Origin of the sequence: Actinomycetospora sp. NBC_00405, assembly GCF_036044095.1 — a bacterium.
GTDB lineage: Bacteria > Actinomycetota > Actinomycetes > Mycobacteriales > Pseudonocardiaceae > Actinomycetospora > Actinomycetospora callitridis.
On record NZ_CP107938.1, the window covers coordinates 1561361 to 1579856 of the forward strand.

17 protein-coding genes are annotated in these 18496 nt (G+C 74.5%); 5 read left to right on the forward strand and 12 right to left on the reverse strand.

Features of this window, described 5'->3' with window-relative positions:
• Positions 1-133 precede the first annotated feature (133 nt).
• Entirely contained in the window at positions 134-2782 is a 2649-nt protein-coding gene (locus OG774_RS07700; protein WP_328308221.1) for a LuxR C-terminal-related transcriptional regulator, read from the reverse strand.
• A gap of 269 nt (positions 2783-3051) precedes the next feature.
• On the opposite strand from OG774_RS07700, the gene OG774_RS07705 reads away from it, so the two are divergent.
• Positions 3052-3723 carry a GAP family protein gene (locus OG774_RS07705; RefSeq protein WP_328308223.1) on the forward strand — a complete coding sequence of 224 codons (672 nt, stop codon included), beginning with the start codon at positions 3052-3054 and terminating at the stop codon, positions 3721-3723.
• 30 nt (positions 3724-3753) lie between these two features.
• On the forward strand, positions 3754-4440 hold the full coding sequence (locus OG774_RS07710) for a potassium channel family protein (RefSeq protein ID WP_328308225.1): 687 nt from the start codon (positions 3754-3756) through the stop codon (positions 4438-4440).
• Between the two features lie 19 nt (positions 4441-4459).
• On the opposite strand, the gene OG774_RS07715 is transcribed toward OG774_RS07710, so the two are convergent.
• The 3 genes from OG774_RS07715 to OG774_RS07725 all read right to left on the reverse strand — a co-directional run bounded on the left by OG774_RS07715 (position 4460) and on the right by OG774_RS07725 (position 5349).
• Positions 4460-4666 carry a hypothetical protein gene (locus OG774_RS07715; protein ID WP_328308227.1) on the reverse strand — a complete coding sequence of 69 codons (207 nt, stop codon included), beginning with the start codon at positions 4664-4666 and terminating at the stop codon, positions 4460-4462.
• A gap of 1 nt (position 4667) precedes the next feature.
• Positions 4668-4961, reverse strand: coding sequence for a lipopolysaccharide assembly protein LapA domain-containing protein (locus OG774_RS07720; RefSeq protein ID WP_328308229.1), 294 nt, complete (start codon positions 4959-4961; stop codon positions 4668-4670).
• Between the two features lie 112 nt (positions 4962-5073).
• Positions 5074-5349: a hypothetical protein gene (locus OG774_RS07725; protein WP_274197935.1), complete on the reverse strand. Its 276-nt coding sequence runs from the start codon at positions 5347-5349 to the stop codon at positions 5074-5076.
• A gap of 144 nt (positions 5350-5493) precedes the next feature.
• Between OG774_RS07725 and OG774_RS07730 the strand changes: the two genes are divergently transcribed.
• Positions 5494-5733 carry a hypothetical protein gene (locus OG774_RS07730; protein WP_328308233.1) on the forward strand — a complete coding sequence of 80 codons (240 nt, stop codon included), beginning with the start codon at positions 5494-5496 and terminating at the stop codon, positions 5731-5733.
• A 52-nt stretch (positions 5734-5785) separates the two neighbouring features.
• The gene (locus OG774_RS07735; RefSeq protein ID WP_328308235.1) at positions 5786-11515 is read left to right on the forward strand and encodes an ATP-binding protein; all 5730 of its coding nucleotides are present in this window, start codon (positions 5786-5788) and stop codon (positions 11513-11515) included.
• Between the two features lie 141 nt (positions 11516-11656).
• On the opposite strand, the gene OG774_RS07740 is transcribed toward OG774_RS07735, so the two are convergent.
• Positions 11657-11911 carry a hypothetical protein gene (locus OG774_RS07740; RefSeq protein WP_328308237.1) on the reverse strand — a complete coding sequence of 85 codons (255 nt, stop codon included), beginning with the start codon at positions 11909-11911 and terminating at the stop codon, positions 11657-11659.
• 201 nt (positions 11912-12112) lie between these two features.
• On the opposite strand from OG774_RS07740, the gene OG774_RS07745 reads away from it, so the two are divergent.
• Positions 12113-12979: an enoyl-CoA hydratase-related protein gene (locus OG774_RS07745; protein WP_328308239.1), complete on the forward strand. Its 867-nt coding sequence runs from the start codon at positions 12113-12115 to the stop codon at positions 12977-12979.
• A gap of 13 nt (positions 12980-12992) precedes the next feature.
• Here OG774_RS07745 and OG774_RS07750 read toward each other — a convergent pair whose 3' ends face one another.
• The 7 genes from OG774_RS07750 to OG774_RS07780 form a co-directional block, all read right to left on the reverse strand.
• Positions 12993-13664, reverse strand: coding sequence for a winged helix-turn-helix transcriptional regulator (locus OG774_RS07750; RefSeq protein ID WP_328308241.1), 672 nt, complete (start codon positions 13662-13664; stop codon positions 12993-12995).
• Positions 13665-13854: 190 nt separating this feature from the next.
• Positions 13855-14256, reverse strand: coding sequence for a VOC family protein (locus OG774_RS07755; RefSeq protein WP_274197941.1), 402 nt, complete (start codon positions 14254-14256; stop codon positions 13855-13857).
• Between the two features lie 92 nt (positions 14257-14348).
• Positions 14349-15167: an enoyl-CoA hydratase gene (locus OG774_RS07760; RefSeq protein ID WP_328308244.1), complete on the reverse strand. Its 819-nt coding sequence runs from the start codon at positions 15165-15167 to the stop codon at positions 14349-14351.
• An 80-nt stretch (positions 15168-15247) separates the two neighbouring features.
• Positions 15248-15982 carry a DUF4383 domain-containing protein gene (locus OG774_RS07765; RefSeq protein WP_328308245.1) on the reverse strand — a complete coding sequence of 245 codons (735 nt, stop codon included), beginning with the start codon at positions 15980-15982 and terminating at the stop codon, positions 15248-15250.
• Complete coding sequence (locus tag OG774_RS07770; RefSeq protein WP_328308246.1) at positions 15979-16272, reverse strand: hypothetical protein; 294 nt, start codon at positions 16270-16272, stop codon at positions 15979-15981. The genes OG774_RS07765 and OG774_RS07770 overlap by 4 nt, the downstream gene beginning before the upstream one ends.
• 109 nt (positions 16273-16381) lie before the next feature.
• Positions 16382-17131: a histidine phosphatase family protein gene (locus OG774_RS07775; RefSeq protein WP_328308247.1), complete on the reverse strand. Its 750-nt coding sequence runs from the start codon at positions 17129-17131 to the stop codon at positions 16382-16384.
• Positions 17132-17150: 19 nt separating this feature from the next.
• Entirely contained in the window at positions 17151-18443 is a 1293-nt protein-coding gene (locus OG774_RS07780) for an alpha-hydroxy-acid oxidizing protein (RefSeq protein ID WP_328308248.1), read from the reverse strand.
• Positions 18444-18496 lie beyond the last annotated feature (53 nt).

An 18496-nucleotide genomic window follows, 5' to 3' on the forward strand; every position in this document is an offset into this window, starting at 1 on the left:
CCTCCACGCCCGTCCGCGAGTGCTCCCCCGGGGGTGGAAGAGACGTCTCTGAGCGTCCGGGGCGCAGGGTGAGAAGGACTCATTCTCGGAGCATGAAATGAGGCCCCGGAATGACCGGGGCCACCGGCGTGGGTCAGAGCAGCCGGAGCTCGCGCGCGCGGCGCACGGCCTCGCGTCGTCCGCCGACGCCGAGCTTTCGGTAGACCGTCTGTTGGTGCGTCTTCACCGTGTTGATGGAGACACTCAATTCTGCGGCGATTTCGGAGTTCCCGAGCGTGCTCGAGAGGTAACGCAGGATGACGGTTTCGCGCGGGGTGAGGGGGGCCGGCGTCCGGCGTGCCGGATCCGGCGCGGGATCGAGCTGACGGCTCAGGCGGCTCATCAGCTCGACGGCGAAGGCGGCGGCGCCGGTGCCGTGCTCGATCCGCCGGCTCAGCAGCCGGTGCAGACCATCGGCGCGGAGCGTGAAAGGCCGGCACAGGCCGTGGGGTGCGGCCGCGCGCAGCGCACGGTCGAGGGCGCGCAGGGCCGGCTCGTCGTCGCCGCGGGCCACCGCCGTGAGGGCCCACAGCAGGTCGGTCGTGACCTGGACCCGCACGCTCGACGGCTCGCCGTCGAGCGCCGCGAGGTGCTGCTCGGCGCCGTCGGGATCGCCCTCGAGCAGGAGGATGCCGACGGTGGCGGTGACAGCCTCCGGGGAGGTGGGCACGTGCAGTCCCGCCAGCGCGGCCCTCCCGCGCACCGGGTCGTGGAGCTGTTCCGCGAGCTCGGCCTGGGCGAGCAGACTGCGGTCGCGGAGTCGCGCCGGCACGACGGAGGCGGCGAGCGCCCGGGTCCGGGTCTGCAGCGCGAGCAGCGCGGCCTCCGGGTCGGCCTCGGCCCGCCGCCGGGCTCGCAGGACGGCCGCGGTGAGCTGCACGTGCGGCTCGGGCGCCGCGGCCTCGACCTCGTCGGCCCTCCGCAGCCACGTTTCCGCCTCCGGGAGCTCCCCGCTGTCGATGTGGGCCCACGCCAGGGCGAGGTAGGCCGACACCATCTGCGCGGTCGACGTCGAGCCGGTCGCGGTGGCGCGGGCCACGACCTCGCGGGCCTCGGCCAGTGCCGTCGTCAGGTGCCCGCGTTCGCACTCCAGCAGGGCCAGCTGGGCCTGGGCGTTCAGCCGGGGGAGCAGGACGCCCGCCGCGGGCTCCGCATCCATCGCGGTCCGCAGGTGGACCTCGGCGGCGCCGAGCTCGCCCAGCCACAGCTCCGCCGTGCCCTGGTTGCTGAGGGTCAGGACCCGGACGAGGTCCCAGCCGGCCAGACCCAGCTCCGCGAGCTCGGCGGGGTCGAGGGGGATGCGCCGGCACGCCGCCGCGAGCCCGTCCAGGTCACCGCGTAGACGCGCATCGGCGAGGGCGATCAGGTCCAGCACCAGGCGGACCCGGCGTGCGCGGAGGGCCGGGAGCGCACCGAGCCGTGCCTCGCCCGCAGCGATCAGGTCCGCGAGCTCCTCGTCGTGTCCGTGCACCATCCGGGCGGCCGCCAGCCCGACGGCGAGCTCGGGGTGGGTCAGCAACCCGTCGCGGGGCACCGCGGAGAGCAGCGTGTCGAGCTCGCGCCCCCGGCCCCGCAGCACGAGCCCGACGACGTGGACGCCGACGAGCTCGGCGGCCAGCGGCAACAGGCCACCGGCGAGTGCGAGCCGGATGGCCGCATCGGGCAGGGACCGGCGCCGGTACCACTCCGCGGCCCGTCGGTGCAGGTCACGACGTGCACGCGGCTCGACCATCCTGCTGCGCAGGACGTCGGACACGAACCCCGGGAGGCGGAACCACCGTCCGCCCTCCCCCACGGACTCCACGAACAGGTTCGACGACGACAGCTCGGCCAGCATCGCGGCGCCGTCCTCGTCGCCGGTCACCGCGTCGGCCAGCTCGGCGCAGACCAGGTCGAGGACGCAGATCTTCTCGAGGAACCGCAGCACGCGCTCCGACTGCGGAGCGAGGACCTCGCTCTGCAGGTAGGCCGTCACCGTGCGGTCGTCACCGGAGAAGGACGCGAGGAAGCCCGCGACGTCCGCGCCGGGGACCCGGAGCGGCAGCGCGGCCAGCCGCAGACCGGCCGCCCAGCCGTCGGTCCGAGCCACCAGGAGGTCGAGCTGGTCGGGCGTGAGCTCCACGCCGACGAGGGCGAACAGCTCCCGGGCCTCGGGCGGCACGAACGCGAGGTCGGCGGCGCACACCTCGGCGAGCAGCCCGGCGAGCCGCAGCCGGTGCAGCGGCCAGGGCGGGTCGCGGCGGGTGAGCACCACCAGGCGCAGCCCCCCGGACGGCGCCGTGACCAGTCGTTGCAGCCCGGCCCACACCCGGGGCGAGGTGACCCGGTGGACGTCGTCGAGCACGAGGACGGTCGGCCCGACGACGTGGCGCACGGCGTCGGCCACGCGGTCGGCCGGGTCCGGGCCCGACCCCCGGCCGTCGGCGACGCGGCGCAGGAGGGCGTCCGCCGGCGCGTCCACGACCGCCGCCAGGGACGTCGCGACGGCCCGCCAGAAGGTGTCGGGGGTGTCGTCCCCGGGACCGACCGTCAGCCAGGCGGGACGCTCCACCGCCCGCGCGGTGAGCCAGGAGCCGACGAGCACCGTCTTGCCCCACCCCGCGGAGGCGGAGAGGAGCGTGACGGGTGATTCCGCGCCGCGATCGAGGAGATCGTACAGACGAGGGCGGTCGACGACGTGCAACGCGACGGGAACGGCGTACTTCACGTCGTCGTGGGCGTCACCATGGTCCGCGGCGGGCATCGCCACCCCCGGCCTCGGAACGCCTCTCATCCTCGGGGTGAGAGTATCATTCTCCTGGAGTGAGCCGGGAAACCGGAATGTCGTACATCATTGAACAGGTTTTCTCGGATCCTCGGGCGTCAACGTTCGGCGCAGGAAATGCGTGCGACACCTCGACGATTCCGGAGGGTGTCCGAACGATTCCGGTGGGTGGCCCCGGCACGCGCCGACGCGCCACCCTCCTCCCGAGGTGATGGCGCAGGGCGCGAGGTGGTGCGAGGGTCCGCCCCGTGAGCGCCGACGTCCTCGTCCTGGGCCTGGCGAGCGTGGTGCGCCCGACGTCGGTGGCCGCGGTGTACGCGTTCCTCGCGGCCCGGTCGCCGACGCCCCTGCTGCTGGCCTACGTCCTCGCGGGCCTCGCGCTCAGCCTGTCCGTCGGCGTCGCCGCCGTGACGATCGTCCACGTCAGCCCTCCGCCCCCGTCGGTGACCAGCACGGGCCGCGCCGTCGCCTACCTCGTGCTCGGGGCGGCGTCGGTGGGGATGGCGCTGTACTACGCGTTCCGGGACCCACCCGACCGCCCGGCGGCGCAGCGACCGGCCCGCCCGCCGGGCGCGTTGCGGCGACGCCTCGCCCAGCCGACCGTCACGAACGCCGCGGTGGCCGGGGTGGCCACCCACCTGCCGGGCGTGTTCTACCTCGGGGCACTCGCCGCGATCGTGGCCGACCGGCCCGGCCTCGTCAGCGGCCTGCTCCAGGTCGGTGTGTACAACCTGCTCTGGTACGCGGTGCCGCTGGCCGCCCTGGCGTCCTGGACCTGGCACCCGGAGACCACCCGCGACAGCGCGGCGCGCCTGACCGCCTGGGTCCAGGCCCACAAGAAGCACCTGATCGTCACGGTGTTCGTCCTCGTCGGGGTGTACCTCGTGGTCGTCGGCGTCGTCGACCTGGCCACCGGGTGAGAGGGTGCCCCTCGTGCGTGGGGGGATCGGGTGACCGGGGACGTCCAGGAGCCCGCCGCGGCCGGCGGGGGCCACTACGGGCTCGTCCTCGCCCTGCTCGTGGCCGGGTACCTGGTGGGCGCGCTGGCCACCGACACCTGGGTGAGCCTCCTGACGGTGCTGCTCTACCTCGGCGCCCTGGTCCTGGCCCTCCGGGCGGCCCGGCTGGGCCGGCCCCTGGTGTGGGGGCTGCGGGTCGGGGCGACGGTCGGCTCGGCAGGGGCGCTGGCCGTGCTGCTCTCGAACCCCGGGGACGGGTTCCGCGGAGCGGCCGCGCTGTGGCTCGCCCTGATCCTCGGCGCCACCGTGGTGCTCGTCGTCCGGCACATCCTGCGGCACCGCGTGGTGACGCTCCAGACGATCGCCGGTGCGCTGAGCGCCTACCTGCTCATCGGGCTGATGTTCGCCGAGGTCTACACGGGCATGTCGCGGCTCGGGACGGCGCCGTTCTTCGCGAACGGCGAGGCCCCCGACACCGCGACGGTGCAGTACTTCAGCTTCACGACCCTGACCACGCTCGGGTACGGCGACTTCACCGCCGCCCGCGACGCCGGACGGGCCGTCGCCGTGCTCGAGGCCCTGCTCGGCCAAGTCTTCCTGGTCACCCTCGTCGCGCGGCTCGTGTCCAACTTCGGCAACGCGACGGCCCGCGCGACCAGCACGCCCGAGGACGACTGAGGGCCACCGGGGACGACTCCTACGGCACCACGCGGTGGAACGACGTCACCTCGAGCCCGAGGGAGCGGCACAGGGCGAGGAGCCCGTGCAGCCCGGACTCGTCGACCTCCTCCGTGGAGATGACGGTCTCGGCGGGGACGACGTCGATGGTCGTGTCGGGGAACGCGTCACGCGCCCGCTCCGAGAGCCGGCCTGCGACCCTCAGCTCGTACCGGTGCCCGCTCACCTCAGTCCCGCCGTTCGGCCCGGCGCTCCGTGCGGCGCCGGTGGCGGCGCATCACGCCCAGCCCGAACCAGATCAGCGCCCCGACGAGCGCCGTCACCACCGTGAACAGCCACAGCGGCCAGGTGAAGCTCCAGAACAGGAACGTCAGCGTGATGCGATCGGTGTTCTGGATCATGAAGATGACGAGCAGACCCACCCCGACGAGCGAGGCGATCGCCCCGGCGCCGAGCCGGGCTCCCCCTCTCCGAGCTCCCGCGGAGCCACCCGCGGTGGCTCCGGAATGCTGCTGGACCATGGGACGTCCTCCGGGCCGGCCGTGACGATGGGGTCCACCGGAGCGTGGCGCAGCCGCCCGGGCCCTGGCATCACCCCGCCGGGATGACGTCGGCGCATTCGCGTCCGCGCCCTCACGCCATGGCCCGGCGTCGCCGGTAGGCGCCGCCGCCCGCGTAGCTCGAGAGGTCGACCGCCAGCGCCAGCGCCAGGAACAGGAAGTCGAGGCCGACGACACCGCCGGAGGCCACGAGGAAGTAGGTCAGCGTCGTCCAGGGCAGGAAGAGGAAGCCCAGGACCGGGACCAGGAACGAGCCGAAGACGGCACTCCACTGCAGCGGCGAGACCAATGCCCATACCAGGATGACCGCTCGCGGCCCGATGAGCAGCAGGATGATGAACAGGCACATGCCGTCTTCGTAGACAGTCGCGCCGCGTGCGTCCCCACCCCGCGGGGATGAGATCTGCGGGACGACTCCCCCGGGTGAACGGACCCGCCCGATCGTGGGCGAGCCGGGACCGCCCGACCCGGCGCGCCACTAGCGTCACCCGCGATGGACACCCCGATCTTCAGCGAGGTCGCCCGCCGCGGGACGGACACCGGGCCGAGCACCGCGACGAGCGCCGTCACGAGAACCCAGGGCGCGCACGAGGCGGGCCGTGACGGAGGCACCTCGGTGACGGATCTCCTCCGCCGCCAGGCCGAGAACGCGCGGACGGACGCAGGGCGGTCGGCCGTCGCGGTGTACGTCGGCCACGTCCCGGGCCTGATGAGTTTCCGCCTGCCGGCCTAGAGGCCGTCGCGAGGGCCGCACAGCACCCCCGGTCGCGGTTAGGGTCCGGACCGTGAGCGCGCCACCTCGTCCGTTCCAACGCCTCGCGATCGTCAATCGTGGCGAGCCCGCGATGCGATTGATCAACGCGGTCCGGGAGTGGAACGCCGAGCACGACGGCGACCTGCCCCCGATCCGGACGATCGCCGTCCACACGGCCGTGGACCGCCACGCGATGGCGGTGCGCGAGGCCGACGAGGCCGTGCTCATCGGCCCCGACGACCCCGACGACATGGGCCCCGTGCCCTACCTCGACCTCGCCGAGCTCGAGCGCGTGCTGGTCGCCCGCCGGGCCGACGCCGTCTGGCCCGGCTGGGGCTTCGTCTCCGAGCGCGCCGAGTTCGCCGCCCTCTGCGAGCGGCTCGGGGTCACGTTCGTCGGCCCGGGCTCCGAGACCATGCAGCGGCTCGGGGACAAGATCGAGTCCAAGCGGATCGCCGAGAGCGTGGGCGTCCCGATGGCGCCGTGGAGCGGCGGGCCCGTCCCCGACGCCGAGGCCGCGAAGGAGGCCGCCGAGAAGATCGGCTTCCCGCTCATGGTCAAGGCCACCGCCGGCGGCGGGGGCCGCGGCATCCGGTACGTGGCCCGCGCCGAGGACCTCGAGGACTCCTTCGCGCGCGCCTCCGCCGAGGGCGAGCGCACCGCCGGGGACGGCACCGTCTTCCTCGAGGGCGCGGTGAGCGGCGGGCGCCACGTCGAGGTGCAGGTCGTCGCCGACGCGCACGGCGGCGTCGTCACGCTCGGGGTCCGCGACTGCAGCGTGCAGCGGCGCAACCAGAAGGTCCTCGAGGAGTCCTCCTCCACCGCGCTCGACGCCGAGCAGGACCGGCTGCTGCGCCGCAGCGCCGCCGACCTCGCGCGCGCCGCGGGCTACGTCAACGCGGGCACCGTGGAGTTCCTCTACGACCCCGCGCAGGACGTCCTGTCGTTCATGGAGGTCAACACCCGGCTCCAGGTCGAGCACCCCGTCACCGAGGCCGTCACCGGCGTCGACGTCGTCAAGCTCCAGCTGCACGTGGCGATGGGCGGGGCGCTCGGCGACGTGCTCGGCGACGAGGTCATGGCGGACCCGATCAACCCGCCCGCCTCCGGCCACGCCATCGAGGCCCGCCTCACCGCCGAGGACCCCGAGCACGGCTTCGCCCCGGCGCCCGGCGCCATCCGCCACCTCGTGCTGCCCGCGGGGCCCGGCATCCGCGTCGACACGGGCGTGGCCACCGGCGACGTCATCCCGCCGCAGTACGACTCCATGATCGCGAAGGTCATCTCGTGGGGGCGCACCCGCGACGAGGCGCGGGCCCGGCTGGCGCGCGCGATCCGCCAGACCGCCGTGGTCGTCGAGGGCGGCACCACCAACAAGGCGTTCCTGCTCGACCTGCTCTCGCGCCCGGAGGTCACGCAGGGCACCGCGGACACCACGTGGCTCGACAGGATGATGGCCGAGGGCTACACGCCGCCGCGCCGCGTCGACATCGCGCTGCTGGCCGCCGCGGTCGAGGCGCACGGCGCCCACGAGTTCCGCCAGCAGGGCCGGCTGTTCCTCTCGGCCGAGCGCGGGCGCCCCGAGGTCGGCCACGAGGTGTGGCACCAGGTCGACGTGCGCGTCGTCGGCGAGTCCTACCGGCTGCGGGTGGCCCGCGCACGCCCGTCGCACTACCGCGTGGTGCTCGACGGCGACGGCCCCGAGGGGGTCGACGTGGTCGTCGAGCGCTCCGGGCGCTTCGAGCGCCGCCTCACCGTCGGCGGCCGCACCTTCGGCGTCCTCTCGGTCACCCAGGGCTCGGACTACCTCGTCGAGGTCGACGGCGCCGTCCACCGCATCGCCGGCGGCGAGGCCGGGCTCGTGCGCGCGCCCGCCCCGGCCATGGTGGTGTCGATCCCCGTCTCCCCCGGCGACACGGTCGCCGAGGGCGACACCGTCGCCGTCGTCGAGAGCATGAAGCTCGAGACGGCGCTGCGGGCCCCGGTCTCCGGCCGGGTCGCCGAGGTCATCGTCGACGCCAACACCCAGGTCGAGGGCGGCACCCGGCTCGTCCGGCTCGAGCCCGACGCCGACGACAGCGCCGGGGGCTCCGGCGCGGACCGCGTGAGCCTCGCCGCGCTCGCCCCGCCCGTCGCCGACGCCGACCGGGCCGATGCCCGGACGCGTGCCCACGACGCGCTGGACGCCCTGCACGCCCTCGTCCTCGGGTACGACGTCGACGAGCGCGAGGCCCGCCCGCTGCTCGCCGCCCTCGACCGCGCCCGCGACGAGCTCCCCGCGGACGACCCGGACGTGCTGCACGACGAGATCGACATCCTGCGCACCGTCGCCGACCTCTCGGCCCTCTCGCGCAACCGCCGCCTCGAGGGCGGCGGCGAGGTCGACGACACCGCCGTCGACGAGGAGTCCACCCGCAACCCGCAGGAGTACCTCTACGCCTACCTGCGCTCCCGCGACCCGGACGCCGAGGTGCTGCCCGAGTCGTTCCGCCTCAAGCTGCGGCGCGCGCTGGCCCACTACGGCGTCACCGACCTCGACAGCGCCCCGGAGCTGCTCGGCCCGGCGCTGTACCGCATGTTCCTGGCGCATCGCCGCGCCGGCGCCCTCCAGCCGGTGGTCGCGGCGCTGCTCGGGGCCCGGCTGCGGCACCCCGAGTCCGCGGCCCGCGAGGGCGAGGCCTACCGCACGGTGCTCGACCACCTGGTGGCCGCCACCCAGGTGCGGCACCCCCAGATCGGCGACCTCGCCCGTCAGGTGCGGTTCCGCTGCTTCGACGCGCCGCTGATCGAGTCCGAGCGCGCCCGCGTCCAGGCCCGGGTGCGCAGCGAGCTCGACGCGCTCTCCGACGACCCCGACGAGCGTGCCACCCAGATCGACGACATCGTCGCCTCCGGGGAGCCGATCCTCGGGGTGTTCGCCGAACGCCACCACGCCGTGATGCTCGAGGTGATGACCCGGAGGTACTACGGGCTGATCCGCGACGTGGGCGACGTCCGCGTCGTCGAGCACGGCGGCCGCCCGGTGCTGACGGCCCGCTACACCCACGACGGGCACTCCTACGTCGTCGTCGCCACGGTCGCGACCGTCGACGAGCCCGAGGGCGCCACCGCCCCGGCGACCGTGTCGACCGACCTGCACCAGCTCGTCGAGGCCCTGCCCGCCGGCGACCGGGTGCTCATCGACCTCTACGTCGCCTCCCCGCGGGGGCCGGAGGCCAGCGACGGTCCCGACGACCGCGCCGCCCGGATCCAGGACAAGATCGCGACGGTCCCCGCGGCGGTCGCCCGGGTGACCGTCGGGGTCCGGGGCACCGACGGCCAGGGGGACGGCGGGACCAGCTGGTTCACGTTCCGTCCCGACACCGCCGAGGGCACCGACCCCGGCCCTACCGATGGCGCTGACCTCACGCCCGTCGAGGACCGGACCCTGCGCGGCCTCCACCCCATGGTCGCCGAGCGGCTCGGGCTGTGGCGGCTGCGCGACTTCGAGCTCACGCGCCTGTCGTCGGCCACCGACGTCCACCTCTTCCACGCGCAGGGCCGCAACGTGCCCGAGGACCGGCGGCTGATCGTCACCGGCGACGTCCGCGATCTCACGGTGCTGCGCGACGACGACGGGAACGTGCGGGCGCTGCCGCAGGTGGAGGCCGTGCTCGACGCGGCGCTCGACAGCCTGCGCTCGGTCCGGGCCGCCGACACCGACCTCGCCGGCCTGCGCTGGAACCGCGTCCTGCTCTACGTGTGGCCCGTCGTCGAGGTGCCCCTCACCGAGCTCGACGGCATCGTGCGCACGCTCGCGCCGCGCACCGACGCCCTCGGGATCGAGCAGGTCATGGTGCGGTTCCGGTCCCGCGACGGCGCCGCGGAGGACCCCTCGGCGCCGACGCACGACTACGTGCTGCGGATGACCCGCCCACCGGGCGCCGGCCTGACCCTGCGGGTGACCGAGCCGCCGTCGCACCCCATGGCCGAGCTCGACGCCTACACACAGAAGGTGATCAAGGCCGAGCGGCGCGGCGCGCTCTACCCCTACGAGCTCGTCCCGCTGGTCACGCGCAACCCCGACCTCGACGGGCCGCCCGGCACGTTCACCGAGTACGACATCGACCCGGAGACCCTGCGCCCGGTGCCGGTCGACCGTCCCTACGGGGCGAACACCGCCAACATCGTGCTCGGCATGGTCACCACGCCGACCCGGCGCCAGCCCGAGGGCCTGACCCGCGTGCTGCTGCTCGGTGACCCGACGCGCGCGCTCGGGGCCATCGCCGAGCCGGAGTGCCGCCGCGTCCTCGCCGCGATCGACCTCGCCCGCGAGCACGGCGTGCCCGTCGAGTGGTACGCCGTCTCGGCCGGCGCCAAGATCGCGATGGACTCCGGCACCGAGAACATGGACTGGATCTCCCGGGTGCTCCGGGCGATCATCACGTTCACCCAGGACGGCGGCGAGATCAACGTCGTCGTCACGGGCATCAACGTCGGCGCCCAGCCGTACTGGAACGCCGAGGCGACGATGCTCATGCACACCCGCGGCATCCTCGTCATGACGCCGGACTCCGCGATGGTGCTCACCGGCAAGCAGTCGCTGGACTACTCCGGCGGCGTCTCGGCCGAGGACAACTACGGCATCGGCGGCTACGACCGGATCATGGGCCCGAACGGGCAGGCCCAGTACTGGGCGCCGGACCTCTCCGGCGCGGTGGAGGTGCTGCTGCGTCACTACGCGCACACCTACGTCGTGGCCGGCGAGCGCTTCCCGCGCCCGGCGCCGAGCCAGGACCCGGTCGACCGCGACGTCCGCAGCTCGTCCCACCACGGCGACGGGTTCACGACGCTCGGTGAGATCTTCGACCCCGCGTCCAACGCCGAGCGCAAGAAGCCCTTCGACATCCGCTCGCTCATGAAAGGCGTCGCGGACACCGACCACGCCACGCTCGAGCGCTGGGCCGACATGCACGCCGCGGAGTCCGTCGTCGTGCTCGACGCCCACCTCGGCGGGAACCCGGTGGAGCTCATCGGCATCGAGTCCAAGCCGCTCCCCCGCCGGGGCCCGCCGCCGGTCGACGGGCCGGGCCAGTGGACGGCGGGCACGCTGTTCCCCCGCTCGTCGAAGAAGACGGCACGGGCGATCAACGCCGCCAGCGGCAACCGTCCGGTGGTCGTGCTGGCCAACCTCTCGGGCTTCGACGGCTCGCCGGAGTCACTGCGCGGTCTGCAGCTGGAGTACGGCGCGGAGATCGGCCGGGCGGTGGTCAACTTCGACGGCCCGATCGTGTTCTGCGTGGTCTCGCGCTACCACGGCGGCGCCTTCGTCGTGTTCTCCGGGACGCTGAACGACCAGATGGAGGTGGCCGCGGTCGAGGGCTCGTACGCCTCGGTGATCGGCGGAGCCCCGGCGGCCGCGGTGGTCTTCGCGGGCGACGTGGCCAAGCGCGTCGCCGCCGACCCGCGCGTCGCGGAGCTCGAGGCCCGGATCAGTGAGCGGCTGGAGCGCGGCGAGGACGTCGCCGAGCTGCGCACGGAGCTGAGCGCGATCCGCCCGGTGGTGCGCTCGGAGAAGCTCGGCGAGGTGGCCGACGAGTTCGACACGAAACACTCGGTGGCCCGCGCCCAGGAGATGGGCTCGGTGCACCGGATCGTCGAGCCCGAGCGCCTGCGGCCCTACCTCGTCGACGCGGTGCGACGCGGGATGGCGCGCACGACGGAGTCGGGGTCGTCGTCGTCGGGGTCCGGATCGGCGGACCCGGTGGTGTCACAGACCTGAGCCTCGGCGGGCTCCCGCTGCCCGGGCAGCGGGAGCTGGTCGTCCCCGGCGCGCTGGGGCCGTCGGTAGTGGCTGACCACCCACCCCGACTCCCGCGCGTGACCCCGGACGAACGCCATGCGTCCAGGAAAGCACGTGTGGCTACCGGACGACGAGGACGAGGCCCCTGCTCTCGGCGGACTCGCGGGCGCAGGTGAGCACGCGGGCGACGTCCGGGTCGGCGGCCCGGTCGCCCGCCTCGACCACGAGGGTCAGCGACGCCCCGGGGCCGGCGCCCGCGATGACGCCGTGGAGACGGCAGCTCAGCACCGCGGCGGCGCGGGGGCCTGCGGGCACGGCGATCACGATCTCGCCGGTGTCGGGGGTCGTCGGGCTCTCGGACATCACGGTCGTCACGGGTCCTCCTCGGGCGCCTGCGGCGCCGCCGCGGTGATCGGATGACCGCTGCGTCGACCCGGCCTCCTGATCGTGGTACCCCATCCGTGGCGCGTCCACGCTCTGCGACACGCGGGACCCGGTCGTCGCGTGGTGATCGCTCGTCCGACCCAGTACCGGTCACCGTTGACCGTTACCGCGACCTCCGAGAGGGTGCGGGGCGTGGAGTTCACCGAGATCGACTATGCGGTCGCCGACGGGATCGCGACGATCGTGCTCGACCGGGAGGCGCGCATGAACGCGTTCACCGGACGAATGTGCGACGAGCTGGTGAGCGCCTGCGACGCGATCGACGCCGACGACGCCGTGCGCGCGGTGGTGATCACCGGACGGGGCCGCGCCTTCTGCGCGGGCGCGGACCTCGGCGGGGGCGGCAGCACGTTCGACGCCCGGGGCCGCGAGAAGGCCGAACGCTACGGCGAGGTCAACGGGGTGGGCCGCGACCGCGGCGGCGTGGTGGCGCTGCGCTTCGCCGCCCTGACCGTGCCCGTGATCGCCGCGATCAACGGGCCCGCGGTCGGGGTCGGCGCGACGATGACGCTGCCCATGGACGTCCGCATCGCCGGGGCGTCGGCGCGCTTCGGCTTCGTCTTCGCGCGCCGGGGCATCGTGCCCGAGGCCGCGTCGAGCTGGTTCCTCCCGCGCGTCGTCGGCATCTCGCAGGCGATGGAGTGGGCGATGACCGGCCGGGTGTTCGGTGCCCGCGAGGCCCTCGAGGGCCGCCTCGTCTCGAAGGTCGTGCCCGACGAGGACCTCCTCGACACCGCCTACGCCCTGGCGCGCGAGGTCGCCGAGAACACCTCGGCGGTGTCGGTGGCGGTCACCCGGCAGATGATGTGGTCGATGCTCTCCGCGTCGTCACCCTGGGAGGCGCACGCCCTGGACTCGCGGGCGATCGTCGAGCTCGGCCGCGACGGCGACGCCGCCGAGGGCGTCACGGCGTTCCTCGAGAAGCGCGCGCCGGAGTTCCCGCTGCGGCGCACCCGCGACCACACCGATCTCGTACCGCGGTGGCCGCAGAGGCCCTGACCAGGTCTCCGGGTCAGGCGGGCTGGGACTCGACCGGCAGGGGCTCCGGCATCCGGACGGCGCCGACGAGGCGCGCGATCACCGACGCGTCGCCGGTGTAGGCGAGCGACCCGTCGTCCTGCGCGTCCTGCAGCGGGCGGCCGCCGTAGACGATGCCGGCCAGTGTGATGGGCGCGCAGCGCACGGTGACGTCGGCGCCGGGCAGCTCGCCGCGCTCGATCTCGAGGGCGCCCCGGCCGAGGTGCACCCGGAACGGCTGCTCGTCGAGCACGAGCTGCATCGTCACCACGTCGTCCCCGGCCTGGTCGGGGGCGAACATGGTGCGCAGCGAGAGGATGAACGAGTCGACCTTGATGCTGTCGGACTCCGGGAGCGAGCGCGCGGCCCAGCGACCGAGCGACTGCAGCACCGGCTCGAGCTCCTGGCCCCACTCGGTGAGCTCGTAGACCGCGGACGCGGCGGGCGGGGGCAGCCGCCGGCGGCGGAGCACCCGGGCGTCCTCGAGCTCGCGCAGGCGCTGCGAGAGGACGTTGGGGCTGGCGTGCGGGAGGCCGACGCGCAGATCGGTGAAGCGCTTGGGCCCGAGCATCAGCTCGCGCACCACCAGCAACGCCCACCGCTCCCCGACCAGGTCGAGCGCGTGGGCCGCGCCGCAGCCGTCGAAGTAGTCCCGTCGTGCAGCCATATGGCGACCCTACCACCGGATACGTCTATCGACCTGCGGAGTTGCTTTGTAGGACCATCACGATCCGTGCTCGGCCGCCACCACTCCGTGCTCCCAGGCCCGGGCGATGAGCCGGGGACGGTCCGGCTGATCCAGCGCGCCTCGGCCCGCGTCCGCCGCGAGGAGCTCGCCGCCGCCCGACCCTCGCCGATCAGGTGCCGGGCGCGATGAAGAACTCGAGGGCGATGTTGTCGGGGTCGCGGAACGAGACGCCCGAGCCGTAGTGCGCCTTCTTGATCCCGCCGTGCTGGATCCCCAGCTCGTCGAGGCGGTCACGCCACTTCTCGAGCTCGGAGGTGCCCGACAGGCCGAAGCTGATGTGGTCGAGGCCGGTGCGGCGCTCGTCGGCGCGGTCCTTGGCCTCCCGGCCCATGTGCGTGTGCAGGCCGAAGAGCAGGCCGCCGTCGAGGGCGTAGACGACGTGGTGGAACTCGCCGCCCTCCTCGTCCTCGTCGAGCACCGGGTCGGCGCCGAAGAGCCGGGTGTACCACTGGGTGCTGGCGTCGAGGTCGGAGACCGTGATCGCGACGTGCTGCAGGCCGGGGAAGGCCATGGGATGAAGCTCCTTTGCTTCGCGGGAGTGGTGCCTCGCCGGAGTGGGACCGGCGGAGTGGGACGGGCCGGGTGGACGGGCCGGGTGGACGATCAGTCGTGGTGCTGCCAGACCGGGTCCCGCTTCGCCAGGAAGGCGGACATGCCCTCCTGCGCGTCGCAGGTCATCGCGTTGGTCGCCATCGTCTCGCGCATCTGCTCGTAGGCGGCGTCCTCGGGCAGGTCGACCTGCCGGTAGAACGCCTCCTTCCCGATGCGCAGGGTGACCGCGCTGGCGTCGGCGACCTTCGCCGCCATCCGGGCGACCGCCCCGTCGAGTTCGTCGGGGGCGACGACCTGGTTCACCAGGCCCCACTCGGCAGCCGTGGCGGCGTCGATGACCTCGCCGGTGAGCAGCAGCTGCATCGCCCGCTTGCGCCCGATCGCGCGGGTGACCGCGACCATCGGCGTCGAGCAGAACAGCCCGATCTTGACGCCGGGGGTGCCGAAGACGGCGTTGTCGGCGGCGACGGCGAGGTCGCACGCCGCCACGAGCTGGCACCCGGCGGCCACCGCCACGCCCTGCACGGCGGCGATGACGGGCTGGGGCACGGCGTGCAGCGCGCTCATGAGGTCGGTGCAGACGGCGAAGACCTCGCGCTCCTCGTCGAGCGTCCGGTCGACCATCTCGGAGAGGTCGTGGCCGGCCGAGAACGCCGGGCCCTCGGCGCGCAGGACGATCACCCGCACGCCGTCGCGACCCGAGACGTCGGTGATCGCGGCGTGCAGCGCGCGCATCGTGGCGACCGACAGGGCGTTGCGGCGCTTCGGCTGGTCCAGCGTCAGTACGGCGGTCGGCCCGTCCACCTCGATCCGGACGGCGGTGTCGGCCGGCGCGGACTCGGCGGCGGCCCGGGGCGCAGTCAGGCTCATGCGTCCACGTCTATCAGTCGCGCGGCCTGCGGACCAGGTCGGAGCGGGCCGGTCGGCCCCCTCCGACAGGAGGGGCGACCTCAGGCCATGGCGCGGCCGTGGGACGTCGTGTCCCCGCCGCCCGAGGAGTCGAAGCGCATCCAGATGGCGCGACGGTCCTCGTGGGAGCGGGCCTCGTCCAGCGCGGCGAGGCGCCGCCTCTGCTCGTCGTCGGCGGTGCCCTGCGCCAGGGCACGGGCGGCCTCGGCCATCGCGGCGTCCGCGTCGGCCTCGGCCGGTGACGACGGATAGGACTGGCGGTGGGCGTCCTCGGGCTCCTCGTCGTCCGCCCCGCGCTCCCGGCGGTACGGGTTGTCCGGCGGCAGCTTCGAGGAGATGCGCCCGTAGGCGCCCAGGAAGAGCAGCACGAGGCCCGCGCCGATCGAGAAGAAGACGTTGGGCAGCCGGAACGCCAGCAGGTTGTAGGGCGTGCCCATGACCGCCAGGTTGCCGAACGCCGAGACGAGGAAGAGCACGCCGATCACGATCATGACCGTCGACGCGAGCTTGCCGCCGCGGATGGCGGCGGCGAGCAGGATCGCCGCCGTGACCACCGAGACGGTGGACAGCGCCCCGTTGGTCGACAGCCCACCGAACGTCGTCGCGCCCCGGGTGTCGAAGAAGCCGAGGCCGCCGATGAAGCCGAGCACGCCGATCGTCGCGATCACGAGCGCGACGACGACCGCCGCGACGCGGTGGACCCAGAGGACGGTGTGGCCCGGCCGCACGGCGTTGCCCAGCCGTGAGCGGTCCCCGTCGCCCTCCCGGGCGGTCATCGTCGGCCCCTCTCGGCCTCGTGGCGGGCCTCGGCGCCGGTCTCGCCGGCGTAGCCGAGGTCGCGGCCGGCGGCGCGCCCGACGAACTCCTCGGTCTCGCCGGTGCCCGTGACACCACCCTGGTCGCCCTCGTTCTCGGGATGCTCGCCCCCGGTCACACGGGAGGCGGCCGTGCGCGGGTCGTGACCGGCGTCGGACTCCGAGGGGTCGGACACCGGGGACGGCCCGACGGGACCGTGCTCCCCGGTCAGGCGCGCACGCCATCGGGCGAGGGTGTCGGCGACGGACATGGCGGTTGCTCCCGGGGCCGGGCGGTGCGGACCCTGAGGCATAGGCACCGCACGGGGGGCCGAAACGTCACGCTCGGGTCGCGCCCCGGCACACCCGCCCCCCGGCGGGTCACCAGCGGTGCGCGGCGCGCTCCCCCCGGTCGAGGTACGCCGGGTCCAGCCACGGCGGCACCTCGGCCGGGACGTCGACCTCGGCCTGCTCGTCGCGGTAGGTGACGGTCGCGCGGCCCCCGTGGAGCTCGACGTCGACGTGCTCGAGGTTGGCCGGCTCGCCGACGTCGTGGCCCAGGGCCGCGCTGGCGAAGGCCCGCAGGAGCGCCGAGTGCGAGCTGGCCAGCGCCACGGTGCCCGGTTCCTGCGCGCGGACCCCCGCCCAGGCGCGGTAGGCGATCACCTGGGGCGGCTCGAAGTGCAGGTCGGTCGACACCATCCAGCGGTCGATCGGCCCGCCGAGCTTGGAGCCCGCGCCGAAGTCGGTGTCGAAGCGGTCGAAGGCGCGCGCCCAGTCGGGGAGCTCGCCCTCGAGCCCGAGCCGGTGCTTCGCGACCCCGGACGACTCCCGCGCCTCGCCCCCGTGGAGGAACTGGAGGCTGTCGAAGCGGGCGTCGGGCACCAGCTCGCCCACGGAGACGTCGGAGTCCGGGCCGAGCTCGGCGAGCAGCACCTCGCGCAGCGTCACCGCCGTCGCCGTGCCGCGCGCGGTCGGTGCGTGCGGCATCGTCACCCGCGCCCCGGCGGGCAGGACGGCCGCGAGCTCCTTGCCCTTGGCCCGCGCCTGCGCCTCGCCGTGGTCGGTGAGCCCGACGTCGTCGAAGTAGCCGTGGGTCTCGCCGTGGCGGATCAGCAGCACCCGACTCATGGGCTCCACCCTGTCGCGATCATCTCGACGCCGGCACCCCGGGTTCCGTGGTGGCGAACGGGGCGAGCTCGAGGTCGGCCGGGGTCCGCGCGCCGGCGAGCGCGAGCGTGAGGTCGAGCTCGGCGAGCACGTCGCGGGTCACCTGCGCGACCCCCGTGGCCCCGGCCACCGCGAGGCCGTAGGCGAACGGGCGCCCGAGGCACACCGCCGTCGCGCCGAGGGCGAGCGCGCGGGCGACGTCGGACCCGCTGCGGACCCCCGAGTCGAGCAGCACCGGCGCGCGCCCGTCGACGGCCTCGACGACCCCGGGCAGGGCGTCGAGGCTGGCCACCGACCCGTCGACCTGTCGCCCGCCGTGGTTGCTCACGAGCACCCCGTCGACGCCGACGTCGAGCGCGCGGCGGGCGTCGTCGGGGTGCAGGACGCCCTTGAGCACGATCGGCAGCCGGGTGCGGGAGCGCAGCGTCGCGATGTCGTCCCAGCTCAGCGTCGGCCGCGAGTACACCCGCAGGAACGTCTCCACCGCGGCGCGCGGCAGCGGCGAGCGCAGGTTGTCGGCGAAGCGCCCCGGGTGGTTGCGGCTGATCTCCACCAGGGTCCGGACCGCGGCCGGGGTGGGGGGCGGGGTCGGGCGCCGCGGACCCGCGGCGGTCTCGCGGGTGAGGCGCGCGAACACCGGGTCCGACGTGTACTGCGCGATGCCCAGGCCGCGGGCGAACGGCAGGTGCCCGAGGTCGAGGTCGCGGGGGCGCCAGCCGAGCACGGTCGTGTCGAGGGTGACCACGACCGCGCCCGCCCCGGCGGCCTCGGCGCGGGCGAGGAAGCTGTCGACGAGGTCGTCGGACGTCGACCAGTAGAGCTGGAACCACCAGCCCGCGCCGGCCCGCGCACGTGGCCCGATCTCCTCCATCGGGAAGCCCGCCTGGTTCGAGACGATCATCGGGACGCCCGCGTCCGCGGCCCCCTCGGCGACGGCGAGGTCGGCCCGGCGGTGCACGAGGTCGAGCGCCCCGATCGGTGCGAGCAGCAGCGGGTGCGCGAGGCGCTGCCCGAACAGCTCCACGGAGGTGTCGCGCTCCCCCACCCCCCGCAGCATCCGCGGCACGACGCGCAGGCGCTCGAACGCGGCGCGGTTGGCGCGGACGGTCTCCTCGCTGCCGGCCCCGCCCGCGACGTAGGCGTACGCGCGCCGCGACATCGACCACCGCGCCCGGCGCTCCAGCGCCGGGAACGCGGTCGGCACCGCGGGCCGCCGCCCCGCGATCCCGCCCCGGTAGACCTCGTCCTGCCGCACCCGCCCGCTCGCCGCCACGCGGGCATCCTGGTGCAAGCCCTGCGTCCACGCTTGCACTGAACAACAGGAAA